The 25,553-nt window shown below is 64.2% G+C and carries 24 protein-coding genes; 8 read left to right on the forward strand and 16 right to left on the reverse strand.

The window, feature by feature from the left end; translation table 11 throughout:
• Window positions 1-34: 34 nt before the first annotated feature.
• Window positions 35-409 carry a CsbD family protein gene (locus HY852_RS11920; protein ID WP_291604871.1) on the reverse strand — a complete coding sequence of 125 codons (375 nt, stop codon included), beginning with the start codon at window positions 407-409 and terminating at the stop codon, window positions 35-37.
• A 59-nt stretch (window positions 410-468) separates the two neighbouring features.
• Window positions 469-1,206 carry an SDR family NAD(P)-dependent oxidoreductase gene (locus tag HY852_RS11925; RefSeq protein ID WP_291604872.1) on the reverse strand — a complete coding sequence of 246 codons (738 nt, stop codon included), beginning with the start codon at window positions 1,204-1,206 and terminating at the stop codon, window positions 469-471.
• Between the two features lie 202 nt (window positions 1,207-1,408).
• On the opposite strand from HY852_RS11925, the gene HY852_RS11930 reads away from it, so the two are divergent.
• Together HY852_RS11930 and HY852_RS11935 are read left to right on the forward strand one after the other, a co-directional pair.
• A complete protein-coding gene (locus HY852_RS11930; protein ID WP_291604873.1) occupies window positions 1,409-2,188 on the forward strand; it encodes an SDR family NAD(P)-dependent oxidoreductase in 780 nt (259 codons plus the stop codon).
• A gap of 220 nt (window positions 2,189-2,408) precedes the next feature.
• A complete protein-coding gene (locus tag HY852_RS11935; protein WP_291604874.1) occupies window positions 2,409-3,296 on the forward strand; it encodes a TauD/TfdA family dioxygenase in 888 nt (295 codons plus the stop codon).
• A 152-nt stretch (window positions 3,297-3,448) separates the two neighbouring features.
• Here HY852_RS11935 and HY852_RS11940 read toward each other — a convergent pair whose 3' ends face one another.
• The gene (locus HY852_RS11940) at window positions 3,449-4,090 is read right to left on the reverse strand and encodes a YqgE/AlgH family protein (RefSeq protein WP_291604875.1); all 642 of its coding nucleotides are present in this window, start codon (window positions 4,088-4,090) and stop codon (window positions 3,449-3,451) included.
• 139 nt (window positions 4,091-4,229) lie between these two features.
• On the opposite strand from HY852_RS11940, the gene HY852_RS11945 reads away from it, so the two are divergent.
• The 3 genes from HY852_RS11945 to HY852_RS11955 all read left to right on the forward strand — a co-directional run bounded on the left by HY852_RS11945 (window position 4,230) and on the right by HY852_RS11955 (window position 7,721).
• Window positions 4,230-5,069 (forward strand): protein-disulfide reductase DsbD domain-containing protein, encoded by an 840-nt coding sequence (locus tag HY852_RS11945; RefSeq protein ID WP_291604876.1) that lies wholly within the window; start codon window positions 4,230-4,232, stop codon window positions 5,067-5,069.
• Between the two features lie 183 nt (window positions 5,070-5,252).
• Entirely contained in the window at window positions 5,253-6,620 is a 1,368-nt protein-coding gene (locus HY852_RS11950; RefSeq protein ID WP_291604899.1) for a polysaccharide biosynthesis C-terminal domain-containing protein, read from the forward strand.
• A gap of 270 nt (window positions 6,621-6,890) precedes the next feature.
• Window positions 6,891-7,721, forward strand: a complete 831-nt coding sequence (locus HY852_RS11955; RefSeq protein ID WP_291604877.1) for a sulfite exporter TauE/SafE family protein — start codon at window positions 6,891-6,893, stop codon at window positions 7,719-7,721.
• Between the two features lie 57 nt (window positions 7,722-7,778).
• Here HY852_RS11955 and HY852_RS11960 read toward each other — a convergent pair whose 3' ends face one another.
• The 12 genes from HY852_RS11960 to cysG all read right to left on the reverse strand — a co-directional run bounded on the left by HY852_RS11960 (window position 7,779) and on the right by cysG (window position 19,251).
• Window positions 7,779-8,567: a 3-hydroxybutyrate dehydrogenase gene (locus HY852_RS11960; protein ID WP_291604878.1), complete on the reverse strand. Its 789-nt coding sequence runs from the start codon at window positions 8,565-8,567 to the stop codon at window positions 7,779-7,781.
• A gap of 1 nt (window position 8,568) precedes the next feature.
• Window positions 8,569-9,750, reverse strand: coding sequence for a patatin-like phospholipase family protein (locus HY852_RS11965; RefSeq protein WP_291604879.1), 1,182 nt, complete (start codon window positions 9,748-9,750; stop codon window positions 8,569-8,571).
• Between the two features lie 226 nt (window positions 9,751-9,976).
• Window positions 9,977-10,477 (reverse strand): CAP domain-containing protein, encoded by a 501-nt coding sequence (locus tag HY852_RS11970; RefSeq protein WP_291604880.1) that lies wholly within the window; start codon window positions 10,475-10,477, stop codon window positions 9,977-9,979.
• A gap of 200 nt (window positions 10,478-10,677) precedes the next feature.
• The gene (locus tag HY852_RS11975; RefSeq protein ID WP_291604881.1) at window positions 10,678-11,712 is read right to left on the reverse strand and encodes a sulfate/molybdate ABC transporter ATP-binding protein; all 1,035 of its coding nucleotides are present in this window, start codon (window positions 11,710-11,712) and stop codon (window positions 10,678-10,680) included.
• A 1-nt stretch (window position 11,713) separates the two neighbouring features.
• Window positions 11,714-12,613 carry a sulfate ABC transporter permease subunit CysW gene (gene cysW / locus HY852_RS11980; protein ID WP_291604883.1) on the reverse strand — a complete coding sequence of 300 codons (900 nt, stop codon included), beginning with the start codon at window positions 12,611-12,613 and terminating at the stop codon, window positions 11,714-11,716.
• Window positions 12,614-12,622: 9 nt separating this feature from the next.
• A complete protein-coding gene (gene cysT / locus HY852_RS11985; protein WP_291604884.1) occupies window positions 12,623-13,459 on the reverse strand; it encodes a sulfate ABC transporter permease subunit CysT in 837 nt (278 codons plus the stop codon).
• Window positions 13,460-13,492: 33 nt separating this feature from the next.
• Window positions 13,493-14,482 (reverse strand): sulfate ABC transporter substrate-binding protein, encoded by a 990-nt coding sequence (locus HY852_RS11990; protein ID WP_291604885.1) that lies wholly within the window; start codon window positions 14,480-14,482, stop codon window positions 13,493-13,495.
• Between the two features lie 123 nt (window positions 14,483-14,605).
• Window positions 14,606-15,334 carry a phosphoadenylyl-sulfate reductase gene (locus tag HY852_RS11995; protein WP_291604887.1) on the reverse strand — a complete coding sequence of 243 codons (729 nt, stop codon included), beginning with the start codon at window positions 15,332-15,334 and terminating at the stop codon, window positions 14,606-14,608.
• The gene (locus HY852_RS12000; RefSeq protein ID WP_291604888.1) at window positions 15,331-15,846 is read right to left on the reverse strand and encodes a DUF934 domain-containing protein; all 516 of its coding nucleotides are present in this window, start codon (window positions 15,844-15,846) and stop codon (window positions 15,331-15,333) included. The genes HY852_RS11995 and HY852_RS12000 overlap by 4 nt, the downstream gene beginning before the upstream one ends.
• Window positions 15,833-17,488, reverse strand: a complete 1,656-nt coding sequence (locus HY852_RS12005) for a nitrite/sulfite reductase (protein ID WP_291604889.1) — start codon at window positions 17,486-17,488, stop codon at window positions 15,833-15,835. The genes HY852_RS12000 and HY852_RS12005 overlap by 14 nt, the downstream gene beginning before the upstream one ends.
• A gap of 24 nt (window positions 17,489-17,512) precedes the next feature.
• Entirely contained in the window at window positions 17,513-17,827 is a 315-nt protein-coding gene (locus HY852_RS12010) for a DUF2849 domain-containing protein (protein WP_291604891.1), read from the reverse strand.
• Window positions 17,824-19,251: a siroheme synthase CysG gene (cysG, locus tag HY852_RS12015; protein ID WP_291604893.1), complete on the reverse strand. Its 1,428-nt coding sequence runs from the start codon at window positions 19,249-19,251 to the stop codon at window positions 17,824-17,826. The genes HY852_RS12010 and cysG overlap by 4 nt, the downstream gene beginning before the upstream one ends.
• Window positions 19,252-19,495: 244 nt before the next feature.
• Here cysG and cysD point away from each other — a divergent pair, with 244 nt between their 5' ends.
• The 3 genes from cysD (at window position 19,496) to HY852_RS12030 (ending at window position 24,793) form a co-directional block, all read left to right on the forward strand.
• The gene (gene cysD, locus HY852_RS12020) at window positions 19,496-20,290 is read left to right on the forward strand and encodes a sulfate adenylyltransferase subunit CysD (RefSeq protein WP_291604894.1); all 795 of its coding nucleotides are present in this window, start codon (window positions 19,496-19,498) and stop codon (window positions 20,288-20,290) included.
• Between the two features lie 19 nt (window positions 20,291-20,309).
• Complete coding sequence (gene cysC, locus HY852_RS12025; protein ID WP_291604895.1) at window positions 20,310-22,226, forward strand: adenylyl-sulfate kinase; 1,917 nt, start codon at window positions 20,310-20,312, stop codon at window positions 22,224-22,226.
• 404 nt (window positions 22,227-22,630) lie between these two features.
• A complete protein-coding gene (locus tag HY852_RS12030) occupies window positions 22,631-24,793 on the forward strand; it encodes a malate synthase G (protein ID WP_291604897.1) in 2,163 nt (720 codons plus the stop codon).
• Window positions 24,794-24,938: 145 nt separating this feature from the next.
• Here HY852_RS12030 and HY852_RS12035 read toward each other — a convergent pair whose 3' ends face one another.
• Window positions 24,939-25,094 carry a Thivi_2564 family membrane protein gene (locus HY852_RS12035; protein ID WP_157449927.1) on the reverse strand — a complete coding sequence of 52 codons (156 nt, stop codon included), beginning with the start codon at window positions 25,092-25,094 and terminating at the stop codon, window positions 24,939-24,941.
• Window positions 25,095-25,553: the final 459 nt, after the last annotated feature.

Raw genomic sequence — 25,553 nt, forward strand, 5'->3', positions numbered from 1 at the left:
GCCGCTGAGGCGGCGCCCCTGAAGGACTAACGGCTCAACCGTAATAGCGCCAGCGCGAGGGCGGGCGACGCGACGGACGGCTCATCATCAGCGCAAGCGCAAAGCCCACGGCGCCCGCAATAAGAAGCGAGCCGAGTGGATTGTCCTGCACCCTCCTGGCAATCGCCTGCGTGCCGTCGCGCAATGTATCTCCGCCCGCCTGGTAGGCGTCATTGGCATAGTTGGCGGCGGTTTCGCCTGCTTCCCGCACGGCATCTTTCGCCTGCCCGTACATGTTCTGCACGGTTCCGGCAGCTTCCCGCGCCGCGCCCGAGGCTTGCGTCTTGGCATCGCCTACCATTTCACCAACGCCGCCTTCGACGCGACCCGCAAACTCCTTGGCCGATCCCGCAATCCGATCCTGGTCCATGACGATCCTCCCTCGGTAGTCAGCCGAGGTAACCGGTCAGGTGCCGTCGAGTTCCGGAGCTAGAGAATGAGCCCGCCGTCGACGACGAGTGTCTGGCCGATGATGTAGGACGACAGTGGCGAGGCCAGGAACAACGCCGCGCCCGCCATGTCGGCTGGCGTGCCGAGCCGCCGGAGCGGAATTCGCTCGAGCGCGCCTTCGAGCCGCTGGGGATTGGCGGTAGTGACCTTCGTCATCTTGGTGTCGACGAGGCCGGGCGCTATGCCGTTGACGCGAATGCCGTCCTCGGCCCACGCCTCGGCCAGGGTGCGCGTCAGGCCGACCGCGCCGGTTTTCGAGGCGTTGTAGGCCGGATTGCCCATGGTGGAATGATACGCCGCGGTCGAGCTGATGATGATCAGCGATCCGTTCGATTCCCGCAGCATGGAATGAAAACGCGTCGCGCACGCCATCAAGCTGATCAGATTCACCTCGATCACCTTGCGGAAGCCCGGCATTTCGAACTCGCCGCGGCGATAGATCACCGCGCCCTGCGCCAGCACCAGCACATCGAGCCGATCGAAGGACGGCTTGAACTGCTCGATCGCTTCGCCATTGCTGACATCAAGCCTGGAATAGGCCAGCCCTCCGAGTTGCGAGCCTTCCTCTCGCGAATAATCCGCCGCCGAGCCGCGCGTACCGCAGACGGCCACCTGCGCCCCCTTGGCGCGGAACGCCTGCGCGATGCCGTTCCCGATGCCGCTGGAGCCGCCGACCACCAATACCTGCTTGCCGGTGAAATCGAGTTCGTTCGCCACCTTGAGATCCTCCGTTGCATTTTCGTTCGAGCATGATCTTCGCGCAAACGCATCGCGTTTGTCGCGAGGGTAAACCGGGCTCCACTTTGCGCTCACGCGGCCCTTCGGGTCCGGATCTTGCTCGCGTTTGCTTTCTGTGCGGATCGATGCCAGCCTTGTCAATCTCGCAACGAAAGTCACAACGAGGAAACGAGATCAGGGAATGTCCGATTTCAAACAGCTCAGCCGGTCGGTGAAGGGATTGACCGTTCTCGTCACCGGCGCCGCCTCCGGCATGGGCCGCGCCACCGCGCGCGTGTTCGCCAACGAGGGCGCCAACGTGGCGGTTACCGACTACATGCAGGAGGGGGCGCAGGCGGTTGCGGCCGAGATCGCAGCGAACAACGGATCGGCGAAGGCTTTCAAGCTCGACGTCGCCAATCGCGACGAAATCAGGAGCGTCGTGGATGGCGTGGCCGCGCATTTCGGCGGCCTCGACATCGTGATCAACAACGCCGGCATTTCGGTCAAGATCGCCATCGACGACGACGGCTACGAGGAGGGCTGGGCGAAAGGCATCGCCGTCATGCTGACCGCGCACCCGCGCATCATCCGCGCGGCGCTCCCCTATTTGCGGAAATCGAAATGCCCGCGGATCGTCAACATCGCCTCGACCGAGGCGCTGGGCGCGACCGCGCAGCACAGCCCGTATTCGGCCGCAAAAGGCGGCGTCGCCAGCCTGACGCGATCGCTCGCCGTCGAACTCGGCCGCGAGGGCATCACGGTGAACTGCATCTGCCCGGGCCCGATCAGGACCGCGATCACCGAGCGGATTCCGGAAGAGCACAAGACCACCTATGCCAAGCGCCGCACCGCGCTTATGCGCTACGGCGATCCGGAAGAAGTGGCGCACATGACGCTGAGCCTGTGCCTGCCCGCGGCCTCGTTCCTGACCGGCGCGGTGATCCCGGTGGATGGTGGGCTGATGGCACGCAACGCGTAACTCCGAATGCGGCGCAGCATGCAGACGTTGCACGGCTGTACCGGGATTGAGGTTTAGGCCGTCGGTTTCCGCCTTGAAGCCGTCGCTCTGCATCACGCCGCCGCCCTCGCCGCGCGGCGACGCAAAGCTCAATGCAGCCGCATGCGTTGACATCACACGGTGCACGAGTAGCCTCGCGCCAACAGCGGAAAATCCGCTTGCTTGATCCGGGGAGAACGCCATGTCGACCGCCATCCGGCAGTTGCAGAAGCATTTTGTCGGCGAGGTCTCTGGCCTCGACCTGCGCAAGCCGCTGACGTCGGAACAGGTGCGTGAGATCCAGGCGGCGATCGATAGACATGCCGTGCTCGTGTTCCGCGATCAGGATATCACCGACGAGCAGCAACTGGCCTTTGCGCTGAATTTCGGCGAGCGGGAGAACGCACGTGGCGGCACCGTCACCAGGAAGGAAGACTATCGGCTGACCTCGGGGCTCAACGACGTCTCCAACCTCGGCAAGGACGGCAAGCCGCTGCCGAAGGATCATCGCACGCATCTGTTCAACCTCGGCAACTGCCTTTGGCATTCCGACAGCTCGTTCCGCGCCATCCCGGCGAAATATTCGCTGCTGTCAGCGCGGGTGGTGAACCCGAAGGGCGGCAACACCGAATTTGCCGACATGCGCGCCGCCTATGACGCGCTGGACGAGGAAACCAAGGCCGAAATCGAGGATCTGATCTGCGAACATTCGCTGATGTATTCGCGCGGCTCGCTCGGCTTTGTCGACTACAGCGAAGAGGAGAAGGCGATGTTCAAGCCGGTGCTGCAGCGCCTGGTACGCACGCATCCGGCGCACGGCCGCAAGTCGCTCTATCTGTCCTCGCACGCCGGCGCCGTAGTAGGCATGAGCGTGCCCGAAGGCCGGCTCTTGTTGCGCGATCTCACCGAGCACGCGACGCAACCAGAGTTCGTCTACGTCCACAAATGGAAGCTGCATGACCTCGTGATGTGGGACAATCGCCAGACCATTCACCGGGTGCGCCGCTACGACCAGTCGCAGCCGCGCGATATGCGGCGGGCGACGGTGGCGGGGACGGAACCGACGGTGCAGCAGCAGGCGGCGGAGTGAACTTGCTCGCTCGAAGCATGGAACACCGTCATCGCCGGCTCGACCGGGCGATCCCATATTCCAATGAAGTCAGTCAAGTGATCCCCGCTTACAGCGAACGCCGCGGATTACTGGATGCCCCGCCTTCGCGGGGCGTGACCACCGGGAACAGCTTACGCGTGGCCGGCTTCGTTCGAGAGCATGCCGGGATCGATGCCGATCTTGCGCAGGGCGCGCGAATATTTGTCTTCGACATCATCGCCGAAGATCAGGTCGGGATCGGCATCGCAATGCAGCCAGCCGTTGCTCTGGATCTCGGTCTCGAGCTGTCCCGGCGCCCAGCCGGCATAGCCGAGCGCGAGGATGGCGTGCTTGGGTCCGGAACCGTCGGCAATGGCCTTGAGGATGTCCACGGTCGCGGTGAGGCAGACGCCCTCGTCGATGCGCAGCGTCGCATTCTCGATGAAGAAATCGGCCGAGTGCAGCACGAAGCCGCGGCCGGTGTCGACCGGACCGCCGCGCAACACCTTCATGCTTTCCGCGTTCTCCGGCAGCTTGATCTGCTCGCCCTTCTCGATAAGGCCGAGTTGCACCAGGAGTTGGGGAAAATCGAGGCTGCCCGCCGGATGATTGACGATGATGCCCATCGCACCCTCGGCCGAATGGGCGCAGAGATAAATGACGGAGCGCTCGAAGCGCGGATCGCCCATGACCGGCATGGCAATCAGGAGCTGGCCGTCGAGGTACCCCGGTGCGTCGTCGCCGGCGTCGTCTTTGCGGCCCGCGCCGCGAGCTTTTTTGGCTTCAGGATCCATCCGCAAAGGACTCTCGTTTCCCTGCATATCCTGATATCGGGCGGGGTAGCTGTCAAATCAAGCATCGACCGACGAAAGCTTCCGCGCCATCACAAGCAATTCAATGGTTCGCACCAAGGCCAGATTGTAAAGACGTGACATGTCCGTAACAGTTCCAACGCGCGCCGCAGTTGCGTTTTCCGCTACCCTGCTCGCATCATCATTCGCGATCGAGGCCCGTGCCGAGGACACTTCGGCGTGGCAACGGGACACGCATTCCGCCGTGCGGTTAGTGGCGGGGTCGCGCAGCGGCCCGGTGCTGCTGGGCGGCATTGCGTTCCATCTGCAGCCGGGGTGGAAAACCTATTGGCGAACGCCCGGTGATTCCGGCGTGCCGCCGCGGTTCGACTTCTCCAAGTCGGAGAATGTCGAAGCGGTGACGATCCTGTGGCCGGCTCCGCTCAAATTCGACGACGGTGCCGGGGGACACTCGCTAGGTTATCGCCACCATGTGGTGCTGCCCTTGCGCATTGTCGCCAAGAATGCCGACAAGCCGGTGACGCTGCGCGCCGACATCCAGTACGCGGTGTGCGAGAAGCTGTGCATTCCGGTCGAGGCCCGCGCCGAGCTTGCCTTCAACAGCGTCGCCAGCACGGAAGACAGTACGCTGTTTGCTGCGCTGGATACCGTGCCGAAACCCGCCAATGTCGGAGACCCCAATCCGCTCACCATCCGTGACGTCAAGCGCGACGGCACGAGGCGCGTCGTGGTCGATGTGGTCACGCCGGATACGCGGGAGGTCAACCTGTTCGTCGAGGGCCCGACTCCCGACTGGTTGCTGCCGATCCCCACTCCGGTCAATGCCAGCCCGCCCGGGGTCAGGCGCTTCGCCTTCGAACTCGAGGGGCTGCCGCCCGGCGCCAGCCCGGACGGCGCCGCGCTGAAGTTAACCCTGGTGGGCGCGGAACGCGCCTACGAGTTCAACGTCAATCTCCCGTAACCCCAAGTCATCTCGCGGCGCGGCGAAGTCGCTGACCGGAAATCTCGCGCCGACAATCTCCGGATTCCGGGTTCGACGCTGACGCATCGCCCCGGATTGACGGAGGTACCGAATCTTAACGAATCGTTGCTAGGCCGAACCTCGCCGCATCGAACCGGCAGAGGAACTTGACCATTGGCCGTCATGGACGCGCAACCCGCAACGACCGCGCCGGCCGGGATCATGGCGCGGCTTCGGGCGAAACTCTCCGGCTCAACGGAGGCTTCCAGCGAAGCTTCCCTGACCCGACGGCTCGCCGGAACCATTTTCATCATTCGCGTCTTGTCCGCCGCGCTCGCCTACCTGTCGCAGATCCTTCTCGCGCGCTGGATGGGCGGATCGGACTATGGCGTCTATGTCTATGTCTGGACCTGGGTGCTGCTGCTCGGCAGCATGATGGATTTCGGCATCTCAGCCTCCGCCCAGAAGATCATCCCCGAATATCGCGCCAGCGGCGATGACGCGCGGCTGCGGGGCTTTCTCTCCGGCAGCCGCTGGCTCACCTTCGCCGTCTCGGCCGTGGTCTCGCTGGGGCTCGCCGGCATCGTCAGGCTGCTCTCGCCCTGGATCGATCCCGCGGCCGAGCTTCCACTCTATATCGGCTGCATGACGCTGCCGGCCTTCGTTGTCGCCAACACGCAGGACGGAATCGCGCGCTCGCACGACTGGATGCGGCTCGGCCTGATGCCGCAATTCATCATCCGGCAGGCGCTGATCATCGCCATCACGGCGACTGCCTTCCTGCTCGGCTTCCATCTCGGCGCTACGGCGGCAATGATTGCGAGCGCCGGCGCGGTGTGGATCGCAATGGCGGGACAGATGGTGGTGCTCAACCGCAAGCTCGCCACCCATATCGAAAAAGGCCCCAAGGCTTACGACATAGGCGGCTGGCTCGCGGTGTCGCTGCCGATCCTTCTGGTCGAAGGCTTCTACCTGCTGCTTTCCTATACCGATGTCCTGGTGCTCCAGCAGTTCCGCCCGTCGGAGGAAGTCGGCATCTATTTCGCGGTGGTCAAGACGCTGGCGCTGGTTTCCTTCATTCACTACGCAATGTCGGCAACGACGGCACACCGCTTTGCCGAATACAACGCGCTCGGCGACAAGGCGCGCCTGTCGGCCTATGTCGCCCATGCCATCAAATGGACGTTCTGGCCTTCACTCGCCGCAACGGCGCTGCTGCTTGCCTTCGGCAAGCCGCTGCTTTGGCTGTTCGGACCGCAATTTGTGATCGGCTACGACATCATGTTCGTGGCGGCAATCGGGCTTGTGGTACGCGCGGCGATCGGCCCGGTCGAGCGGTTGCTCAACATGCTCGGTCACCAGCATGTCTGCGCGCTGGCCTACGCCATCGCCTTCGTCATGAACGTCGTTCTCTGTGTGATACTGGTCCCGCACTTTGGCGGTCATGGTGCGGCGGCCGCGACGTCGATCTCGCTGACCTTCGAAACCGTGCTTCTGTTCTGGATCGTGCGCCGACGGCTCGGGCTGCATGTGCTGGCATTTGGGAACTAGACTTCCCGACCGTCCTTTACCGCGGCATCTGTTCGTGTCGAGCACTGTGGCCGAAAGCAGTCGCGGTGGTTCCTTTCGCCTCTTCCTGCGCCGCAAAATGTTCATTTCGCCGGATCCTTGCGAATTGGGCAAAATGACTACCGAGTTCAGACAAGCGCGCAGCTTTTTCTTATTTGCTGCGATCCATTGCGATCAGCGCCAGGTCTGTTCTACGTCATGTTGACTGACTGATTGTCTGACCGACGAGAGCACCCTAGTCTCCATATAAGCATGATTGATCCGCTCCACGTAGCATCGGGCTTCGGCGTCGGCCTGCTTGTCGGAATGACGGGTGTGGGCGGCGGATCGCTGATGACGCCGCTGCTGATCCTGTTGTTCGGCGTTCATCCATCGACTGCCGTTGGCACCGATTTGCTGTACGCCGCCGGGACCAAGGCGGCTGGCAGCGTGGTGCATGGCTGGTCGCGCAGCGTTCATTGGCCAGCCGTGATCCGGCTTTGCTGCGGCAGCATCCCCGCCAGTGCGTTGACGCTTGTTGTCCTGTGGAAGCTCGATCTCAAGAGCGATGCCGAGCGCAGCCTGGTCAACCTGGTGCTGTGCTTTGCGCTGCTGCTCACCGCTGTGTCGCTGGTCTTCCGCAGGTCGATCGTCGAGCACTATCGTCGGCGCCTGGAGCAGGTGGACGCCGGCACGACCGCGATCGCAACCGTGCTCATCGGAGCCGTGCTTGGCGTGCTGGTCTCGATTTCGTCGGTTGGGGCCGGCGCGGTCGGCGTGACCGCGCTTCTCCTGCTCTACCCTCGCCTGCCGATGGCGACCATCGTCGGCTCCGACATCGCACATGCGGTACCGTTGACGCTGGTCGCCGGGGCGGGGCACTGGGCGCTGGGCGACGTCGACTGGCCTCTCATGGGCGTGCTTCTGATGGGTTCCCTGCCGGGCATCGTCGTGGGAAGTTACAGTGCGACCCGCGTACCGGAGACGGTCCTCCGCGTTGCGCTCGCCAGCGTCCTGATCGTGGTCGCCACCAAGATCGCATTTGTGGAGCTGAACCTGTCGTCGGCACTCGTTACCGCTTTGGCCTGGAGCAACGCACACTGAGCGTGATGGTCGACGGAATGGCGGGCGGACCTCAGTCCCGCCGCTCCCGTGACGCACTCACGCCGCCGTCCAGCCGCCGTCGATCGACAGGTTCGCGCCGGTGATCTGCGAAGCCTCGTCGCCGCACAGGAACAGCGCGAGCGCCGCGACCTGCTCCACCGTGACGAACTCCTTGGTCGGCTGCGCCGCGAGCAGGACGTCCTTGATGACCTGCTCCTTGGTCAGGTTGCGCGCCTTCATGGTGTCCGGAATCTGCCTCTCGACCAGCGGCGTCCAGACGTAGCCCGGGCTGATGCAGTTGCAGGTGATCTTGAACGTGGCGAGCTCCAGCGCCACGGTCTTGGTCAGGCCGGCGATTCCGTGCTTGGCCGAGACATAGGCCGCCTTGAAGGGCGAGGCGACCAGCGAATGCGCCGAGGCGGTGTTGATGATGCGGCCCCAGCCGCGCTTCTTCATGCCGGGAACCACGGCGCGGATGCCATGAAAGGCCGACGACAGATTGATGGCGATGATGGCGTCCCACTTCTCGATCGGGAATTCCTCGATCGGCGAGACGAACTGGATGCCGGCATTGTTGACGAGGATGTCGACCGCGCCGAAGGTCTTCTCGCCCAGTGCAACCATCTCGGCGATCTCGGCGGGCTTCGTCATGTCGGCAGGCGAGTGGATCGCCTTGACCTTGAATTCGGTCTCGATCGCGGAGCGCTCCTTCTCGATATCCGCAGGCGTGCCCATGCCGTTGAGGACGATATTGGCGCCGGCACCGGCGAAGGCCCGCGCATAAGCGAGCCCGATGCCGCTGGTCGAGCCGGTCACAACGGCGGTTTTGCCCGTCAACTTACCCATGTCATTCGCTCCTGCTTTCGTTCGGGGGATTGGTTGCGTCCCTCGTGAGATCGTAAGTCACCATGGTCTCGCCGCTCTGCGGCTGTTCGAGACAATCCTTGTGCCGCATCGACAGATGCACATCGCGTACGCCCGCCTCCCAGTGCTCGACCATGGCGACGTGCGAGAAGTCGTAATCCTTGGCCGAGGTTTCATAGTTCTTGCTGCGATAGATCAGATGCACGACGGTAACTGTGCTTTCCTTTGCGACCTGGCACAGGATTTCGACGGACGGATCGTTCTTCAAATTGTCGGGCAGCTTGCCGATCAGTTCGCGCAAGGCCTTTCGCGTATTGTGGACCAGCTTGTTCTTGTCCGTGTTCATGCGCGTCCGGCTGGAGTAGCGGATGTCCTTTTCGCGCTCGGCGGCATCCAGCAGCGTGCTCGGCAGCGGCCCGCGGGCGCTGAACAGGTCGACCTGGAAGATCAGCAGATCGCGGTCGATCTCGGCCTCGAGGACGTAGTCCAGCGGCGTGTTGGAAGCGATCCCACCGTCCCAGTAATGCTCGCCGTCGATGACGATCGCGGGAAATCCGGGCGGCAGCGCGCCGGACGCCATGATGTGCTCGGGCCCCATCTTCTTGCCGAGCTTCTTGAATTCGAAGTTGTCGAAGTATTTGAAGTTGCCCGAGGTGACGCCCACCGCGCCCACGCTGAGCCGGGTCTTCAGGTCATTGATGCGGTCGAAATCGACCAGCCGCTCCAGCGTTTTCTTCAGCGGCGACGTATCGTAAAAACTCAGGGACTGCGGCGCGCCCGGCGGCCACAATGGCGCCGGCGGAATTCGCGGCGTGAAGAAGCCGGGAACGCCGAACGTCGCGATCAGGGCCGCGCTCGTGTTGTTGAACAGTTCGCGACCGTGGTCGTCGTTCGCAAACGGCTTCCACGGCACCGGCGCCGACACCATCTCCCAGAATTCCTTGAGGCGCGGCACGCGCTTTTCCGGCTCGTTGCCGGCGATGATCGCGGCGTTGACGGCGCCGATCGAGATGCCGGCAATCCATTCCGGCTCGAAGCCGGAATGACACAGCGCCTGAAAGGCGCCGGCCTGGTAGGAGCCGAGCGCACCGCCGCCCTGCAGGACGAGGACTCGCTGAGCATCGGCGGGGGTTCGTGTCGACTGCGGGCCGGGATGATCGGTCATGAAGGCTCAATAGCAGAAACGCCCTCACCTGTGGCGTCAGATCGCGGTGAGGTCAATCCGCAAAAGGGCCCAGTGTTGTGACTTCCTCATTGCGTCATTCCGGGGCCCGAGCGCAGCGAGGGAGCCCGGAATCCATAACCTCGGCCTGTGGTTATGGATTCCGGGCTCGCCGCTTCGCGGCGCCCCGGAATGACGACGAGTGAATTGGAACGTCAGAGACACAAAACTAGCGGGTTTCCCTCGAGGCCAGGATCATGGTCCAGAACACCTTGTATTTGGTGTTCGGAGCATAGCTTGCCGCGATGCCTAGTCTTGTGACACCGCTCTTGAGCATATTGGCCCGGTGCGGCGGCGAATCGCGCCAACCGGAAAAGGCTTCCGCCAGCGTATGATAGCCGGCCGAGATGTTCTCGACGGCGGTCGTGGCCGGATACCCCGCCCCGGTCAGGCGCTTGCCCAGCGGGGCACGCACGTCGTGATCCATCTTGTTGGCCGCCGCCATGGCCTGGGATTGGGATTCAGCCAACCTTGTCAGCTCGGGATCGATCTCGACATTGCCGAGCCCGTTATTCTGCCGGTATTGCGAGATCATCGCGGCCGCGGCCTGCGCATCGAGCCTGGCGCCCGGCACCGCCATATCGAGATACATGGACGGCTGCTCGATGGGTGCTTGGCTGGCGCAGCCGGCGAGCAGCAACATGATGACAATTGCGGCCGCAGCGCGCATGGATCAACCCCCAGATGACAGGCCGTTGTTGCATACCAACCGTGGCTGAAAGGTGAACGCGGCGCAGATTTCACTATCATTCCGGGCTACGCCACCGGGTCCAAGCGAAACGCGGCCCGCTGGCGCAGACCCGGAATCCAGAGGTTATGGCGCGGGATTCCGGCTCCACGCTGTCGCGTCTCCCGAAATGACAGCGTTCCTTAAGCTGCGAAAATGCGATACCGGCGCGGCTGCAGGCCGACCGTGTCCCCGGCGTGAAGCTCCTTGCCGCGCGGAGCGTCGATCTCGATCACCTCGCCGCCGGCCAGCGCCACTTCGGCACGCTGGACCGGCCCGAACGAACGCACATGGTGCACTGTCCCTTCGAACACTCCGCTGCCGGACGGGCCGACCGCCATCTCGTGGCGTCGAACAAACAGTTTCGAAGCACCGCAGGCGGCACCGTCAGGCGCGATGTTGAGCAGACTCCCGCCGAAGCGCACCGAGCCCTCCGCCACCTCAACCGGCAGCACGATGGATTCGCCGATAAAGCCGTGCACAAAGGCACTCGCCGGATTGTCATAGATGTCGCCCGGGGAGCCGATCTGCTCGATGCGGCCCTTGTCCATCACGACGAGACGGTTGGCGACCTCCAGCGCCTCTTCCTGATCGTGGGTGACGAAGATCGAGGTGAGGTTGATCTCGCGATGGAGGGAGCGCAACCACTTGCGCAATTCCTTGCGGACCTTGGCATCGAGCGCGCCGAACGGTTCATCGAGCAGGAGAATGCGCGGTTCGATGGCGAGCGCGCGCGCGAGCGCGATGCGCTGGCGCTGCCCGCCGGAGAGCTGGTTCGGATAATGGTCGGCAAGCCAGTCGAGCTGCACCAGATCGAGCAATTCCTTCACGCGGGCGCGAATTCCCGCCTCGTTCTTGCGGACGGCGCGCGGCTGCACCCTGAGGCCGAAGGCGACGTTTTCGAACACGGTCATATGGCGGAACAGCGCGTAGTGCTGGAACACGAATCCGACGTTGCGCTCCCGCGCGCCTCGCGCGAGCGCATCCTCGCCGTTGAAGGCCACCTCGCCTTCGTCGGGCCAGTCCAACCCCGCGATGATCCTGAGCAGCGTCGTCTTCCCGGAGCCGGAAGGTCCGAGCAGCGCCAGCAGCTCGCCATTCTCGACCTTGAGATCGACGCCGTCGAGCGCGGTAAAGCTCCCGAATCTTTTGATGAGGTTCCTGACTTCGATGCTCACGCTACGGTTGTCCTTCGTCCAGGTGACGTTCGAGAATGGCTTTGATGACGAGCGTGACGAGCGCCAGCATCGCGAGCAGCGAGGCTATCCCAAAGGCGGCGACGAACTGGTATTCATTGTAGAGGATTTCGACGAAGAGCGGCATGGTATTGGTCTCGCCGCGAATATGGCCGGAGACCACCGAGACCGCGCCGAATTCGCCCATCGCCCGCGCGTTGCACAGCAAGACCCCGTAGAGCACGCCCCATTTGATGTTGGGCAGAGTGACGCGGAAAAAGGTCTGCAGGCCCGAGGCTCCGAGCGAGATCGCGGCCTCCTCCTCCTGCGTGCCCTGCTCCTGCATCAGCGGAATCAGCGCTCGCGCCACGAACGGGAAGGTCACGAAGGTGGTGGCCAGCACGATGCCGGGTACCGCGAACAGGATCTGGATGTCGTGCTCGCGCAGCCACGCCCCCCAATAGCCCTGCGCGCCGAACAACAGCACGAACACCAGTCCCGAGATCACCGGGCTCACGGAGAACGGCAGATCGATCAGCGAAATCAGGAAGGTCTTGCCGTTGAATTCGAATTTCGCAATCGCCCAGGCCGCGATCACGCCGAATAGCAGATTGAGGCCGACGGAAATCGCGGCCACCAGCAGCGTCAGCCTGATGGCGGACTGCGCCTCCGGCTCGGAGAGCGCGGCGAGGTAGGCTGCTATTCCCTTGGAAAAGGCCTGCGCGAACACCACCACCAGCGGCAGCACGACGAACACCGTGAGGAACAGGACAGCAAGCGTAATGACGGCGATGCGCACCAGCTTCGGCTCGGTGCGGATGCCTGCCGCCGCAGCCGAAGCGCGCGCCCGCGCCTTGTCGGCGGGCGGGGTGAGAGAAACTGAATGCGTCAACTGCATTGTCATCGGCTCGCCTCAATCCGCAGGAATCCGGCTTCGCGCCCAGCGCTGAAGCCGGTTGACCGCGAAAATGATAACGAACGAGACGACCAGCATGACGACGGCAATTGCCGTTGCATCGGCATAGCGGAATTCCGACAGTCGGATCACGATCAGGAGCGGTGCTATTTCGGACACGTTCGGCAGGTTGCCGGCGATGAAGATCACCGAGCCATATTCGCCGACCGCGCGCGCAAAGGCGAGCGCGAGTCCGGTCAGCAAGGCCGGCGTCAGGCTCGGCAGGATCACCCTGACGATGGTGTGCCAGCGATTGGCGCCGAGACAGGCCGCGGCCTCCTCGATCTCGGGATCGAGATCGAGCAGCACCGGCTGCACCGTTCGCACCACGAAGGGAATGCCGATGAACACCATGGCGACGAAGATGCCGATCGGCGTGAACGCGACCTTGACACCGAGCTCGGCCAGCGGCGCGCCGAGCCAGCCTTTTTCCGCGAAAAGCGCGGTAAGCGCGACCCCGGCGACTGCCGTCGGCAGCGCAAAGGGCACATCGACGATGGCGTCGAACAGCCGCCGCCCCGGGAAGCGATAGCGCACCAGCGCCCAGACGATAATCGTCCCCATCACCAGATTGACGCAGGCGGCGGCGAAGGCCAGCCCAAAGGAAATCCTCAGCGCGTTCAGCGTACGGCGGCTGCTGAGGATGCTCCAGAACTGCTCCGGGCTCAGCTCGAGGGTGCGCAGGAACAGGCCCGCGAGCGGGATGAGGACGATGACCGACAGCCAGGTCAGCGTCAGCCCCATGGAAAGGCCGAAGCCCGGCAGTGTCCGACGTCGTGCTGCGATTGCGCTCACCAGGCCCCCTGCTCCGCCATCGGCAACGCCCGATCAGTTCTTATAGATCTGATCGAAGACGCCGCCGTCGGAAAAATGTTCCCTCTGCGCCTTGCTCCACCCGCCGAACGCGTCGTCAATCGTGAACAATTCGACCTTAGCGAAGGAATTTTCGTGCTTTTTCGCGATCTCCGGGTCGCGCGGACGGTAGGAATTCCGTGCGGCAATTTCCTGACCTTCCTTGGTATACCAATACTTCAGGTAGGCCTCGGCGACGGCACGCGTCCCTTTCTTGTCGACGACCTTGTCGACCACCGCAAGCGGAGGTTCGGCGAGGATGGACTGCGGCGGGGCAACGATCTCGAACTTGTCCTTGCCGAACTCGCGTTGGGCCAGAAAGGCTTCGTTCTCCCAGGCGAGCAGCACGTCACCGACGCCACGCTCGACGAAGGTGACGGTCGCGCCTCGGGCGCCGGTGTCGAGCACCGGCACATGCTGATAGAGATCCGAAACGAATTGCTTCGCTTTGTCGGCCGAGCCGAACTTCTTCTGCGCAAAGCCCCAGGCCGCAAGATAATTCCAGCGCGCCCCGCCGGAGGTTTTCGGGTTGGGCGTGATGACCGCAACGCCCGGCTTGATCAGATCGTCCCAGTCCTTGATGGTTTTCGGGTTTCCCTTGCGCACCAGGAATACGATGGTCGAGGTGTAGGGCGAGGCATTTTCGGACAACCGCTTCTGCCAGTCGGTCGCCAGCAAGCCCCTGGCCGCGATGGCATCGATGTCGTAGGCGAGCGCCAACGTCACCACATCGGCCTGCAGGCCATCGATCACGCTGCGCGCCTGCGATCCACTGCCGCCATGCGACTGCTTGATCTCGATTCTCTTGCCGCTCTCCTTCTGATAGGCGCCGGCAAAGGCCTTGTTGAATTCGGCATAGAGCTCACGCGTCGGATCGTACGACACGTTCAGCAAACTCACGTCGGCGGCGAAGCCTGCGCCGGCGTAGAGCAGCCCTGCAACTGCCGGCAGAATACGGCGGATCATGTGCATCTCCCTGTGTCCGGCGACGCCATTGTCGCCGAAAGCACGCGCGCATAACTCGGGACGAAACGGCTTTGAGTCAACGGAACCGGATTTTCTTGTTCGCAGGTCCGCAGCGCCGTTGTGCTACGGAATTCGGCTCGTGTGAATGCCGCATTCTGCCTTGTCGCGGCCGCGCCAGCGCCCGGCGCGCTCGTCCTCGCCCTCCGTGGTACGGCTGGTGCAGGGCATGCAACCGACCGAGCGAAACCCGGATGCGAGGAGCGGATGCGGCGGCAGATTGCCGCGGGCGTAGATCGCTTCGATATCCTCGCGCGAGGTGTTGGCGAAGGGATTGAACTTCAGCCGCGCGCCGTCCGCTTCGACGATCGGAATGGCGGCACGCGTGCCGCCCTGGAAGCGCTTGCGGCCGTTGATCCAGGCCGCGAACGGCGTCAGGGCCCGCGCCAGCGGTTCGACCTTGCGGATGCGGCAGCAGGCATCGGGATCGGAAAACCACAGATCGCCGTTCGGGTCCTGGCGCGACAGCGCCTGCTCCGACGGCTTGACCGAACGGACATCGCGCAGGCCGAGCGCCTCTATCAGCGTATCGCGATAAGCCAGCGTCTCGGCGAACAAATAGCCCGTATCGAGAAAGATCACGGGAATTGCGGGATCGACGTCCGCCATCACCTTCAAGAGCGCCGCGGATTCTGTACCGAACGAGGACACCAGGGCCAGCCGCTCGCGGCCGACCAGCCTCAAGGCGGCGGCGATGATCTCCGCAGCCAGCGCGCCCGACAGCGCACGATCCAGCTCTTCCGCCCGCGGCAGAGCCGGCTCCACTTGCGAACGCTGAGGTGGCAGCGCGTTCACTGCCGCGCGCCTTCGAAGTTGCGCAGCTGCATGCGCCGGTGCAGCGCCGTGATGCGGCCGTCGCCGGTCGGCTGGTAGAATACCGAATAGCGCTTGATCGTATCGGCAAACGCTTCCGCGTCGCTCTCCTTCCTGACGGCAAAGGTGTCAAAGCCGGCCCGCAGCATGAAGACGAACTGGTCGCGCAGCACCTGCCCGGTGGCGCGCAACTCGCCGCGATAGTGATAGCGTTCGCGCAGCAGGCGGGCCTGGGTGTAGGCGCGGCCGTCGCGGAAGGTCGGGAAGATGAGCGCGATCGCCGCCAGTCGATCGAGATAGGGCACGAGCTCCGCGAGTTCGCGGTTGTTCGACCAGATCACGCCGACTTTGCGCGAAGCGGCAAAGAGGTTCTCCGCCTCCTGAAGCAATCGGGCCCCCGAAACCAGGATAGCGCCGTCCGCCGGGATCGGCGCGTCGTCGGCGAGGTAGACGAACGGATCGTCGATGATTTTTCCGCCCCTAACGAGTGGCATAGACCCGCTCCCTGAAAGGTTCGACGCCGAGCCGCTCGACCGTGTCGATGAAGAGCTCATCGGGCGCCGCGCGCAGCGCGAGGTATGCTTCGACGATGTCTTCGACGACGTCGGCCACCTCTTCGAATTTCACCGCCGGCCCGATCAGCTGCCCGAGCTCCGCGTCTTCGTCGGCGCGGCCGCCGATCGAGACCTGGTAGAATTCCTCGTCGTTCTTCTCGACCCCGAGAATGCCGATATGGCCGACGTGATGATGGCCGCAGGCGTTGATGCAGCCGGAAATGTTGATGTGCAGCCGGCCGATCAGGTTGGCGAGCTCATGGTTGGCGAAGCGCCGGGTCAGTTCCTGCGCGATCGGGATCGAGCGCGCGTTCGCGAGCGAACAGTAGTCGAGGCCCGGGCAGGCGATGATGTCGGTGATCAGATTGACGTTGGGCGTGGCGAAACCGATTCTGTCGAGCGCGCGCCACAGCGCCGGCAGGTCGCGCCTGGCGACGTGCGGCAACGCCAGATTCTGTTCGTGGCCGACGCGGATCTCGCCGAAGGAATATCGGTCGGCGAGATCGGCCAGCGCATCCATCTGGTCGGCGGTGGCATCGCCGGGCGGACCGCCGACCGGCTTGAGCGAGACCGTGACGATCGAATAGCCCTGAATCTTGTGCGCGAAGGTCGAATTCTTGCGCCAGGCCTCGAACGCAGGATCGTGCGCCGCCTTGCGCAGCTCCTCCGGCATGTGCGGCAGCTTCTCGTAATGAGGATAGGAAAAGCGCGAGCGGATGTCCTCGATCACCTCGTCGTCCAGATTCAGCGCGCCGTCCCGCATCTGCCGCCACTCATCTTCAACTTCTCCGGCGAACTTCTCGATCCCGAGCTCGTGCACGAGGATCTTGATGCGCGCCTTGTAGATGTTGTCGCGGCGGCCGTACTGGTTGTAGACGCGCAGGATCGCCTCGACATAGCTCAGGATATCGCGGCCGTGGACGAACGGCTTGATGGTCTTGGCGATGAACGGCGTGCGGCCGAGGCCGCCGCCGACCAGCACTTCGAAGCCGTTCTCGCCCTTGTCGTTCTTGTGCAGGCGCAGCCCGATGTCGTGGATCTTGATCGCTGCCCGATCATGCGCGGAAGCGGTGATCGCGATCTTGAACTTGCGCGGCAGGAACGAGAATTCCGGATGCAGCGTGGTGTGCTGGCGGAGCAGCTCCGACCAGATGCGGGGATCCTCGACCTCGCCGGGCGCCACGCCCGCCCACTGGTCGGAGGTGACGTTGCGCATGTTGTTGCCGGACGTCTGCATGGCGTGAATGCCGACCTCGGCGAGATCGGCCAGCGCGTCCGGCAGGTCCTTCAGCTTGATCCAGTTGAACTGGACGTTCTGGCGCGTGGTGAAATGGCCGTAGCCGCGATCGTAGGTCCGCGCCACATGGGCAAGCTTCCGCAGCTGCCGGGAAGACAGCGTGCCGTAGGGGATGGCGACGCGGAACATGTAGGCATGCAGTTGCAGATAGACGCCGTTCTGCAGCCGCAGCATCTTGAATTCGTCCTCGGTGAGCTCGCCCGAGAGGCGGCGCTCCACCTGGTCGCGGAATTCGGCGACGCGCTCGTTGACCAGCGTACGGTCGATTTCGTCATAAGCGTACATGAAGGGATGCCTTACACGAATGCCTTACAATTGGACCGGCAGTCCGATGGTGACTCCGCTACGCCGGATCTGCTCGCGCAAATTGCCCGGCTCGATCCTGCCGTCATTGCCGACCTGCACCGGCGCGATATAGGCGCCGACGGCGCCAAGATCGTCGGCAACCGATTCGGCGAGCAGCGCGCGCGCCTCGTCGGCGACGCGCACGATGGCCGCCCGCGCAAGGTCGGTCGACCAGTCCTTGCCGGCGGTGCGGTAGATCACCGCGCCGTCCCAGGTGCGATTGGCCGTCACCACCGACGGACCGGTGACTTTGATTTTTTGTTGCAGCGGAGAGGTCATTCGGCAGCTTCCAGCAGTTCGGGGATCATGTGGTTGAGGTCTTGGCGGCGGAAAGCCGCGGCATGCGCCACGACATCGCCGATGATGAGAATGGCGGGACCGGCCTCGATCTGCGCGACCAGCTCGGGCAGCTCACGGAGCGTGCCGATCACGGCGTGCGCATCGGGCCGCGAGACGCGCGCGAACACACCGACCGGGGTGTCGGGCGAACGGCCCGCGCCAAGCAGGCCGGCCCGGACCGAGGGTGCCGCGGTCATGCCCATATAGACGACGACGGTCATCCTGGTGTCGGTCAGCGTCGACCAGTCGACCGCGTCGGCATCCCTGGCCTTGTGCGCGGTCAGGAAAGTGATGCGCAGCGCTTCGTGACGAAAGGTGAGCGGCACCTCGAATTGCGCCGCGGCGGCCAACCCTGCGGTAATGCCCGGCACCACCGAACAGGAAACACCGGCCGCGCGCAACGCCTCGATCTCCTCGCCGCCGCGCCCGAAGATGAAGGGATCGCCGCCCTTGAGCCGCACCGCGCGCTGGCCGGCTCTCGCGGCCTCGATCATCAGGCGGTTGATGGCCTCCTGGCCGATGCCCGGCTTGCCGACCCGGCGTCCGACGGGAACGCGCGCCGCATCGCGGCGGATGCGATCGAGCACTTCCGGCGAGACCAGTTCGTCGTAGAAAACAATGTCGGCGTCCTGTAGCGCGCGCAGCGCCTTGATCGTGAGGAGATCGGGATCGCCCGGTCCGGCGCCGACGAGCGTCACATGGCCTTCGGGCTTCTCCGCGCGGGCGAAGCCCACCGGATCGACGATTTCCTTCAGGGCTTCTTCGGCTTCCTCCTTGCGTCCGGCAAGCACGAGCGCGCCGATCGGACCGTCGACGATCCGCTCCCAGAAACGCCGCCGCAGCGGGAATTCATCGATGCGGCCGTGAATGGATTTGCGGAAGCGTCCGATGAACTCGGCGAGATCGCCGATGCGCGCCGGCAACAGCGCCTCGATGCGTTCGCGCACCCGCCGCGCCACGACCGGCGACGCTCCACCGGTGCCGACCGCGACCACGACATCGCCGCGATCGACGATGGCCGGAAAGATGAAGGTCGAATGCTTGAGATCGTCCATCACGTTGACCGGCAGCCCGGCGGCTTTCGCCCGCGCCGCCATCGCAACGCCGATGTCGCCCGCGCCGGCGCACACGATCGCGACCACGGAGCTCAGGTCGGCCAGCAGCGGATCGCCCTGCGCCAGCTCGATCCGCGCCGCGGCCCCGGCGTCGATGCCGGAAAGCTCGCCATTGCCGTCGGTGGCATAGAAGCGGATGCGAGCGCCGGCGCCTGAAAGGACGCGCAGCTTGGCGCGTGCGAGTTCCCCCGCGCCGACGAGAACGACCGGGCCGGCGTTCAGATCTAGGAATACCGGCAGATAGCGCATGCGATACTCCGCTTCCCCTATTAGTGGGTTGACTGAAATTATTTTCTATATATGTCTATCACAAGGGCCGTAAAGAGAAATTTTTTCTTCTATCCTGCGCTTCAAGTCTAGAATTTCGTCCTCCCGGCACCAAGGGCAAGAGATGCATCTTCTCGAGAACGATTCCGTGAACGGCGCGCTCTATCGAACCATCTCTGCGGAGCAAGGAACGTGCCGAGGAATTTCGGCCGCTCCCATCTCCCCGATGGATCACCTCGACGCGCTGGAAGCGCAAAGCATCTACATCCTGCGCGAAGCTTTCGCCCGGTTGAAGAAGCTCGCGCTGCTGTGGTCGCTCGGCAAGGACTCCAACGTGATGATCTGGCTGGCGCGCAAGGCGTTCTTCGGCCGGGTGCCCTTCCCGGCCCTGCACGTCGACACCGGAAAGAAGTTTCCGGACATGTATCGATTCCGAGATCACTACAGCACCGAGTGGGATCTCGATCTTCGGGTCGAGCCCTGCCCCCCGATCGACGCGGTCGATCCGACCCTGCCGCCGGCGGCGCGGTCGGCCGCGCGCAAGACCGAGGGACTCAAGCTCGCGCTCGCCAAGCACGGCTTCGACGGCCTGATCGCCGGCATCCGCCGCGACGAAGAGGCGACGCGGGCCAAGGAGCGCGTGTTCTCGCCGCGCGGTCTCGAGGGTGAATGGGACGTGCGCGACCAGCCGCCGGACTTCTGGGACCAGTTCAACGCCTCACCGCCTCCGGGCGCACATTTGCGCATTCATCCGATCCTGCATTGGACCGAGGCCGACATCTGGGCCTACACCAGGCGCGAGAACATCCCGATCATTCCGCTTTACCTTTCCAACAACGGCAAGCGCTATCGCTCGCTCGGCGACGCCGACATCACCTTCCCGGTCGTTTCCGACGCCGCCACCATCGACGAGATCCTGACCGAACTCGAGCAGACCAAGGTGCCGGAACGTTCGGGCCGCGCGCTCGACCACGAGACGGAGGACGCCTTCGAGCGGCTGCGGGTCGCCGGTTATCTGTGATGAGGAAACGAGCGCCGCAATGAACATGATCTCCACCCCCGCGCTGCCGGCAGCGCGCGTCTCCACCACCCGGCCGCAGCTTCGCATCGTCATCGTCGGCCATGTCGACCATGGCAAGTCGACGCTGGTCGGACGTCTCCTGCACGAGACCGGCAGCCTGCCGGAAGGCAAGCTGGAAATGCTCAAGGCGGTCAGCGCGCGGCGCGGCATGCCGTTCGAATGGTCATTCCTTCTCGACGCGCTGCAGACCGAGCGCGACCAGGGCATCACCATCGACACCACGCAGATCCGCTTCCGCACCAGTTCGCGCGAGGTGGTGCTGATCGATGCACCGGGCCACGCCGAATTCCTGCGCAACATGATCACCGGCGCATCGCAGGCCGACGGCGCCGTGCTGATCATCGATGCGCTGGAGGGCGTGCGCGACCAGACGCGGCGGCACGGCTATCTGTTGCACCTGCTCGGGATCAAGCAGGTCGCCGTGGTGGTCAACAAGATGGATCGCGTCGAATTCAGCGCGGCGCGTTTTGCCGAAATCAGCGAGGAGATCTCGGCGCATCTGAACGGCCTTGGCGTCATTCCGCACGCGGTCATTCCGATTTCCGCGCGCGACGGCGACGGCGTTGCCGCGCGCACCGAGCGCGCCACGTGGTATGTAGGCCCGACCGTGGTCGAAGCGCTCGATGCGCTTGAGCCGGCGCGGCCGCTGGAAGAGTTGCCGCTGCGGCTGCCGGTGCAGGCAATCTACAAGTTCGACGATCGCCGCATCGTTGCGGGCCGCATCGAGTCGGGCGGCCTCGCTGCCGGCGACGAGATTGTCATCATGCCCGCCGGCAAGATCGCGAAGATTCGCAGCGTCGAAGGCTGGCCGCAAACCCCGGTCGCTGGCAGGCAGAGCGCCGGCCGCTCCGTCGGCATCACGCTCGACCGCGAGCTGTTCGTCGAGCGCGGCGATATCATCGCCCACGCCGGGTCTTCGCCGCGCGACACGCGGCGTCTGCGCGCGCGCGTCTTCTGGCTGCACCACAAGCCGCTGTCCAAGGACGATGCGATCCTGGTGCGCGTCGGCCCCAAGGAGACCCGCGCAACCGTGGTTGCGATCGAGAAGGCGGTCGATCCCGGCGAACTTTCCAGCGTCGAAAACAAGTCGATCGGCCGCAATCATGTCGGCGAGATCGACATCTCACTCGCCACTCCGATCGCCGCCGATCCCCATATCGACAACCCCCGTACCGGCCGACTGGTGATCGAGGTTGGCGGCCGCATCGCCGGCGGCGGTCTCGTGCTGTCGGTGGACGCCGGGCAGCGCGCCATCCCCGTCGACATCGTCCCGGTGGAATCGGCGCTGCGTCCCGACGAGCGCTCGGCGCGCTACCATCATAACGGCGCCGTGGTCTGGCTCACGGGATTGCCGGCATCCGGAAAATCGACCCTGGCGCGCGCGCTGGAGCGCCGGCTGTTCACCCGCGGCGGGTCCCCGGTCCTGCTCGACGGCGATACGCTGCGCGCCGGTCTCAACAGCGATCTCGGCTTCTCCGCGGTCGATCGCAGCGAGAACATCCGACGTCTCGCCGAAGTCGCGACCCACCTCGCGCGTAATGGCCATGTCGCGATCGTGGCCGCGGTCTCGCCGTCGCGCGAGGATCGCGCCGCCGCCCGCCGCATCGCCGACAGTGTATTCCGCGAGATCTATGTTGCTACGCCCCCGGAAGTTTGCGAGAGCCGCGACCCCAAGGGACACTACGCCAAGGCCAGAAGCGGTACCCTGCCCTCCTTTACCGGCATCGGCAACGACTACCAGCCGCCGCTGGCGAGCGAATTGACCATCGATACCTCCACCCGCTCGCTCACCGATGCAACCGACGAGATCGAGCGCATGCTGGAGAAGACCGGCATTCTGTTCGACGAACTGGCCGACCTCGCCGCGAATATCTGAGGAAGTGCCGGCCACAGCGGAGATAAGCTCCCTCTCCCGCTTGCGGGGGAGGGCCGGGGTGGGGGCGCCGCCACGAATCCCACTGTCCGAGGGGAGAGAGTTTCCCCCACCCGCTACGCTCTTCGAGCGCCGTAGCCGAAGCTTCGCTTCGGCGTCCGCTGAGAACGGCCGCCCATGGCGGCCTACGCTCCCCCGCAAGCGGGAGAGGTGTGGTGAGTGTGCGGAAAGACCTGTCACTCACCAACCTCCCTCGGCCATCTATACGCGAGACCCGCCCAAGGGCCCTTCTCATCCGCCTATTTTTGAGGCTAAAAGGGCCCCCGAAAACCGCCCGTTGGGGCGCATTTTGCTGTTTCCGGTCCGAAAACAGCACGAAACTGCCGTTTCCAACCAGAAAGCCAGTCATGAATCGTGTCGATGCCCACGGATTGAAGATCGCCCCCGTCTTGTTCGATTTCATCGCCAAGGAAGCGGCCCCCAAGACCGGGATCGCGCCGGACGTGTTCTGGGCCGGGCTTGCCGCCATCATCCGCGACCTCTCACCCAGGAATCGCGAGCTGCTGGCCTTCCGCGACACGCTCCAGGCCCGGATCGACGACTGGCACCGCGCCAACAAGGGCAAGCCCTTCGACATGAACGCCTACACCGCGTTCCTGAAGGAGATCGGGTACCTCCTGCCCGAGCCCGCGACCCAGAAGGTCGAGACCGCCAATGTCGACGAGGAGATCGGCACGATCTGCGGCCCGCAGCTCGTCGTTCCCCTGACCAACGCCCGCTACGCGCTTAATGCGGCGAACGCGCGCTGGGGCAGCCTCTACGACGCCTTCTACGGCACGGATGCGATCCCGCACGATCCGAGCGAGACCGGCAAGGGCTACAACAAGGCGCGCGGCGACAAGGTGATCGCCAAGGCCAAGGCGTTCCTGGACAGCGCGGTGCCGCTCGCGACCGGCAGCCACACCGACGTTACCTCGTACAGCGTGGTCGCGGGCCAGCTTGCGGTGAAGCTCAAGAGCGGCAACGCCACCGCGCTGAAGTCGGCGCAGCAGTTCGCGGGCTATCAGGGCGATGCGGCCAATCCCTCGGCGGTCCTGCTCGTCAACAACGGCATGCATATCGAGATCAAGATCGACCGCAGCAACGTCATCGGCAAGGACGATCCGGCAGGCGTTGCCGACATGATCATGGAATCGGCGGTCTCGACCATCCTCGACATGGAGGACAGCGTCGCGGCGGTGGACGCCGAGGACAAGGTGCTGGTCTATCGCAACACGCTCGGCCTGATGAACGGCACGCTGTCGGCCGACTTCGAGAAGGGCGGCAGGACCATGACGCGCTCGCTCAATGCCGACCGCGTCTACAAGACGCCGGACGGAAAGGGGCTCAAGCTGCACGGCCGCAGCCTGTTGCTGATGCGCAATGTCGGCCATCACATGTTCACCGACGCTGTGCTCGATGAGAAGGGCGAGGAAATTCCGGAAGGCCTTCTCGACGCCGCGGTATCCGGCCTGCTCGCGATCCACGACCTCAAGGGCAATTCGAAGGTGAGGACCAGCCGCACCGGCTCGGTCTACATCGTCAAGCCGAAGATGCACGGGCCCGACGAGGTCGCGCTGACCTGCGAGATCTTCGGCCGTGTCGAGAAGATGCTGGCGCTGCCGGAGAACACCATGAAGGTCGGCATCATGGATGAGGAACGCCGCACCACCGTCAACCTCAAGGCCTGCATCCAGAACGCATCGAAGCGCATCGTCTTCATCAACACCGGCTTCCTCGACCGTACCGGCGACGAGATCCATACCTCCATGGAAGCGGGCCCGATGATCCGCAAGAACGAGATGAAGTCCCAGCCCTGGATCAAGGCTTATGAGGACTGGAACGTCGACATGGGCTTGATCGACGGCCTGCCCGGCCACGCCCAGATCGGCAAGGGCATGTGGGCGGCGCCCGACAAGATGGCGGACATGCTGGCGCAGAAGGTCGCGCATCCGCAGGCCGGCGCCACCACCGCATGGGTGCCTTCGCCGACCGCGGCGACGCTGCATGCGTTGCACTATCACCAGGTCAATGTCATCGCGCGTCAGCAGGAGCTGGCGAAGGCCGGCCCGCGCGCGAAGCTGTCGGACATCCTGACCATCCCGGTGTCGAACTCGAACTGGGCGCCCGATGACGTCCGGCAGGAGATCGACAACAACTGCCAGGGCATTCTGGGCTACGTCGTGCGCTGGATCGACCAGGGCGTCGGCTGCTCCAAGGTGCCCGACATCCATGACGTCGGCCTGATGGAAGACCGCGCCACCCTGCGCATCTCGAGCCAGCACCTCGCCAACTGGCTGCACCAGGGCGTCATCACCAGGGAACAGGTGATGGAATCGCTGAAGCGCATGGCGGTCGTGGTCGACAAGCAGAACGCGGGCGATCCACTGTACCGGCCGATGGCGCCTTCCTTCGATGGCGTCGCCTTCAAGGCCGCCTGCGACCTGGTCTTCAAGGGACGCGAACAGCCGAACGGCTACACCGAGTTTATCCTGACCGCCCGCCGCCGCGAAGCCAAGGCGGCCGGCTGATCCGCTCTTGCGCTCCGTACGAAGAAGCCCGGCTCAAAGCCGGGCTTTTTTCTTGCGCCTCGGTAGCCCGCATCAGCGCAGCGACATCCGGGGTATTCCCGCACATCGCTTCGCTCATGCGGCTGCGCGCTAAGCTCTTAACGCCCTAAAACACCGCGAGATACTTCAGCAGCGACACGATGCCGATGATGATTACGACCACACGCGCGATCTGCTTGGCGCGGCCGTCGAGCGGCAACATGTTGATCAGATAAAGAACGAGAATAACGACGAGAAAGGTAACGAGTACGCCGACAATCATTCGGGCTGCCCTCTGAAAAATATCGCCGGTCACCAACGCCGGAAGCCGCTGCAGGTTCCATTTTCCGGAACCGGATTCCGCTCAGTCTTGCTGGTTGTCGGGCAAATCACCTCAAAGACCCTGTCAACCCCCAGCGGCGAAAATATTTCTCTTTTCCCGAATTCGGACTTGGCGTATATGCACCCTGTCCCACCCGGATACGAGGGCGGATCGCGAGTCGTCACGAAACGCGGGCTGGGATGCGGTGGACGCGACGGCGTCGGGCGCGAAGTGGCGTTGCAGGGCGGACTTCACGTCCGTGAGCAACGGGCTTCGCGCGGACGAACGGCGCTGAAAGCGTCTTCGCTTCGGCTTCGAGGGTGAGCACACGCCAGCCGTCGAACGCCGGGCGAGGATGTGCGCGGACGGCCAAATCGTGTGGTCCTGGCGCCCGAAGCTGGCGTCAAGCGGCGCGGAGGC

This window comes from Bradyrhizobium sp. (assembly GCF_016213215.1).
GTDB lineage: Bacteria > Pseudomonadota > Alphaproteobacteria > Rhizobiales > Xanthobacteraceae > Bradyrhizobium.

Excerpts from the sequence above, each read along its gene's own strand:
- HY852_RS11920 (WP_291604871.1), bottom strand. The coding sequence starts at position 409 with ATGGACCAGGATCGGATTGCGGGATCGGCCAAGGAGTTTGCGGGTCGC.
- HY852_RS11930 (WP_291604873.1), top strand. The coding sequence starts at position 1,409 with ATGTCCGATTTCAAACAGCTCAGCCGGTCGGTGAAGGGATTGACCGTT.
- HY852_RS11935 (WP_291604874.1), top strand. The coding sequence starts at position 2,409 with ATGTCGACCGCCATCCGGCAGTTGCAGAAGCATTTTGTCGGCGAGGTC.
- HY852_RS11940 (WP_291604875.1), bottom strand. The coding sequence starts at position 4,090 with ATGGATCCTGAAGCCAAAAAAGCTCGCGGCGCGGGCCGCAAAGACGAC.
- HY852_RS11945 (WP_291604876.1), top strand. The coding sequence starts at position 4,230 with ATGTCCGTAACAGTTCCAACGCGCGCCGCAGTTGCGTTTTCCGCTACC.
- HY852_RS11950 (WP_291604899.1), top strand. The coding sequence starts at position 5,253 with ATGGACGCGCAACCCGCAACGACCGCGCCGGCCGGGATCATGGCGCGG.
- HY852_RS11955 (WP_291604877.1), top strand. The coding sequence starts at position 6,891 with ATGATTGATCCGCTCCACGTAGCATCGGGCTTCGGCGTCGGCCTGCTT.
- HY852_RS11960 (WP_291604878.1), bottom strand. The coding sequence starts at position 8,567 with ATGGGTAAGTTGACGGGCAAAACCGCCGTTGTGACCGGCTCGACCAGC.
- HY852_RS11965 (WP_291604879.1), bottom strand. The coding sequence starts at position 9,750 with ATGACCGATCATCCCGGCCCGCAGTCGACACGAACCCCCGCCGATGCT.
- HY852_RS11970 (WP_291604880.1), bottom strand. The coding sequence starts at position 10,477 with ATGCGCGCTGCGGCCGCAATTGTCATCATGTTGCTGCTCGCCGGCTGC.
- cysW (WP_291604883.1), bottom strand. The coding sequence starts at position 12,613 with ATGACAATGCAGTTGACGCATTCAGTTTCTCTCACCCCGCCCGCCGAC.
- HY852_RS11990 (WP_291604885.1), bottom strand. The coding sequence starts at position 14,482 with ATGATCCGCCGTATTCTGCCGGCAGTTGCAGGGCTGCTCTACGCCGGC.
- HY852_RS12000 (WP_291604888.1), bottom strand. The coding sequence starts at position 15,846 with ATGCCACTCGTTAGGGGCGGAAAAATCATCGACGATCCGTTCGTCTAC.
- HY852_RS12005 (WP_291604889.1), bottom strand. The coding sequence starts at position 17,488 with ATGTACGCTTATGACGAAATCGACCGTACGCTGGTCAACGAGCGCGTC.
- HY852_RS12010 (WP_291604891.1), bottom strand. The coding sequence starts at position 17,827 with ATGACCTCTCCGCTGCAACAAAAAATCAAAGTCACCGGTCCGTCGGTG.
- cysG (WP_291604893.1), bottom strand. The coding sequence starts at position 19,251 with ATGCGCTATCTGCCGGTATTCCTAGATCTGAACGCCGGCCCGGTCGTT.
- cysD (WP_291604894.1), top strand. The coding sequence starts at position 19,496 with ATGGATCACCTCGACGCGCTGGAAGCGCAAAGCATCTACATCCTGCGC.
- cysC (WP_291604895.1), top strand. The coding sequence starts at position 20,310 with ATGAACATGATCTCCACCCCCGCGCTGCCGGCAGCGCGCGTCTCCACC.
- HY852_RS12030 (WP_291604897.1), top strand. The coding sequence starts at position 22,631 with ATGAATCGTGTCGATGCCCACGGATTGAAGATCGCCCCCGTCTTGTTC.
- HY852_RS12035 (WP_157449927.1), bottom strand. The coding sequence starts at position 25,094 with ATGATTGTCGGCGTACTCGTTACCTTTCTCGTCGTTATTCTCGTTCTT.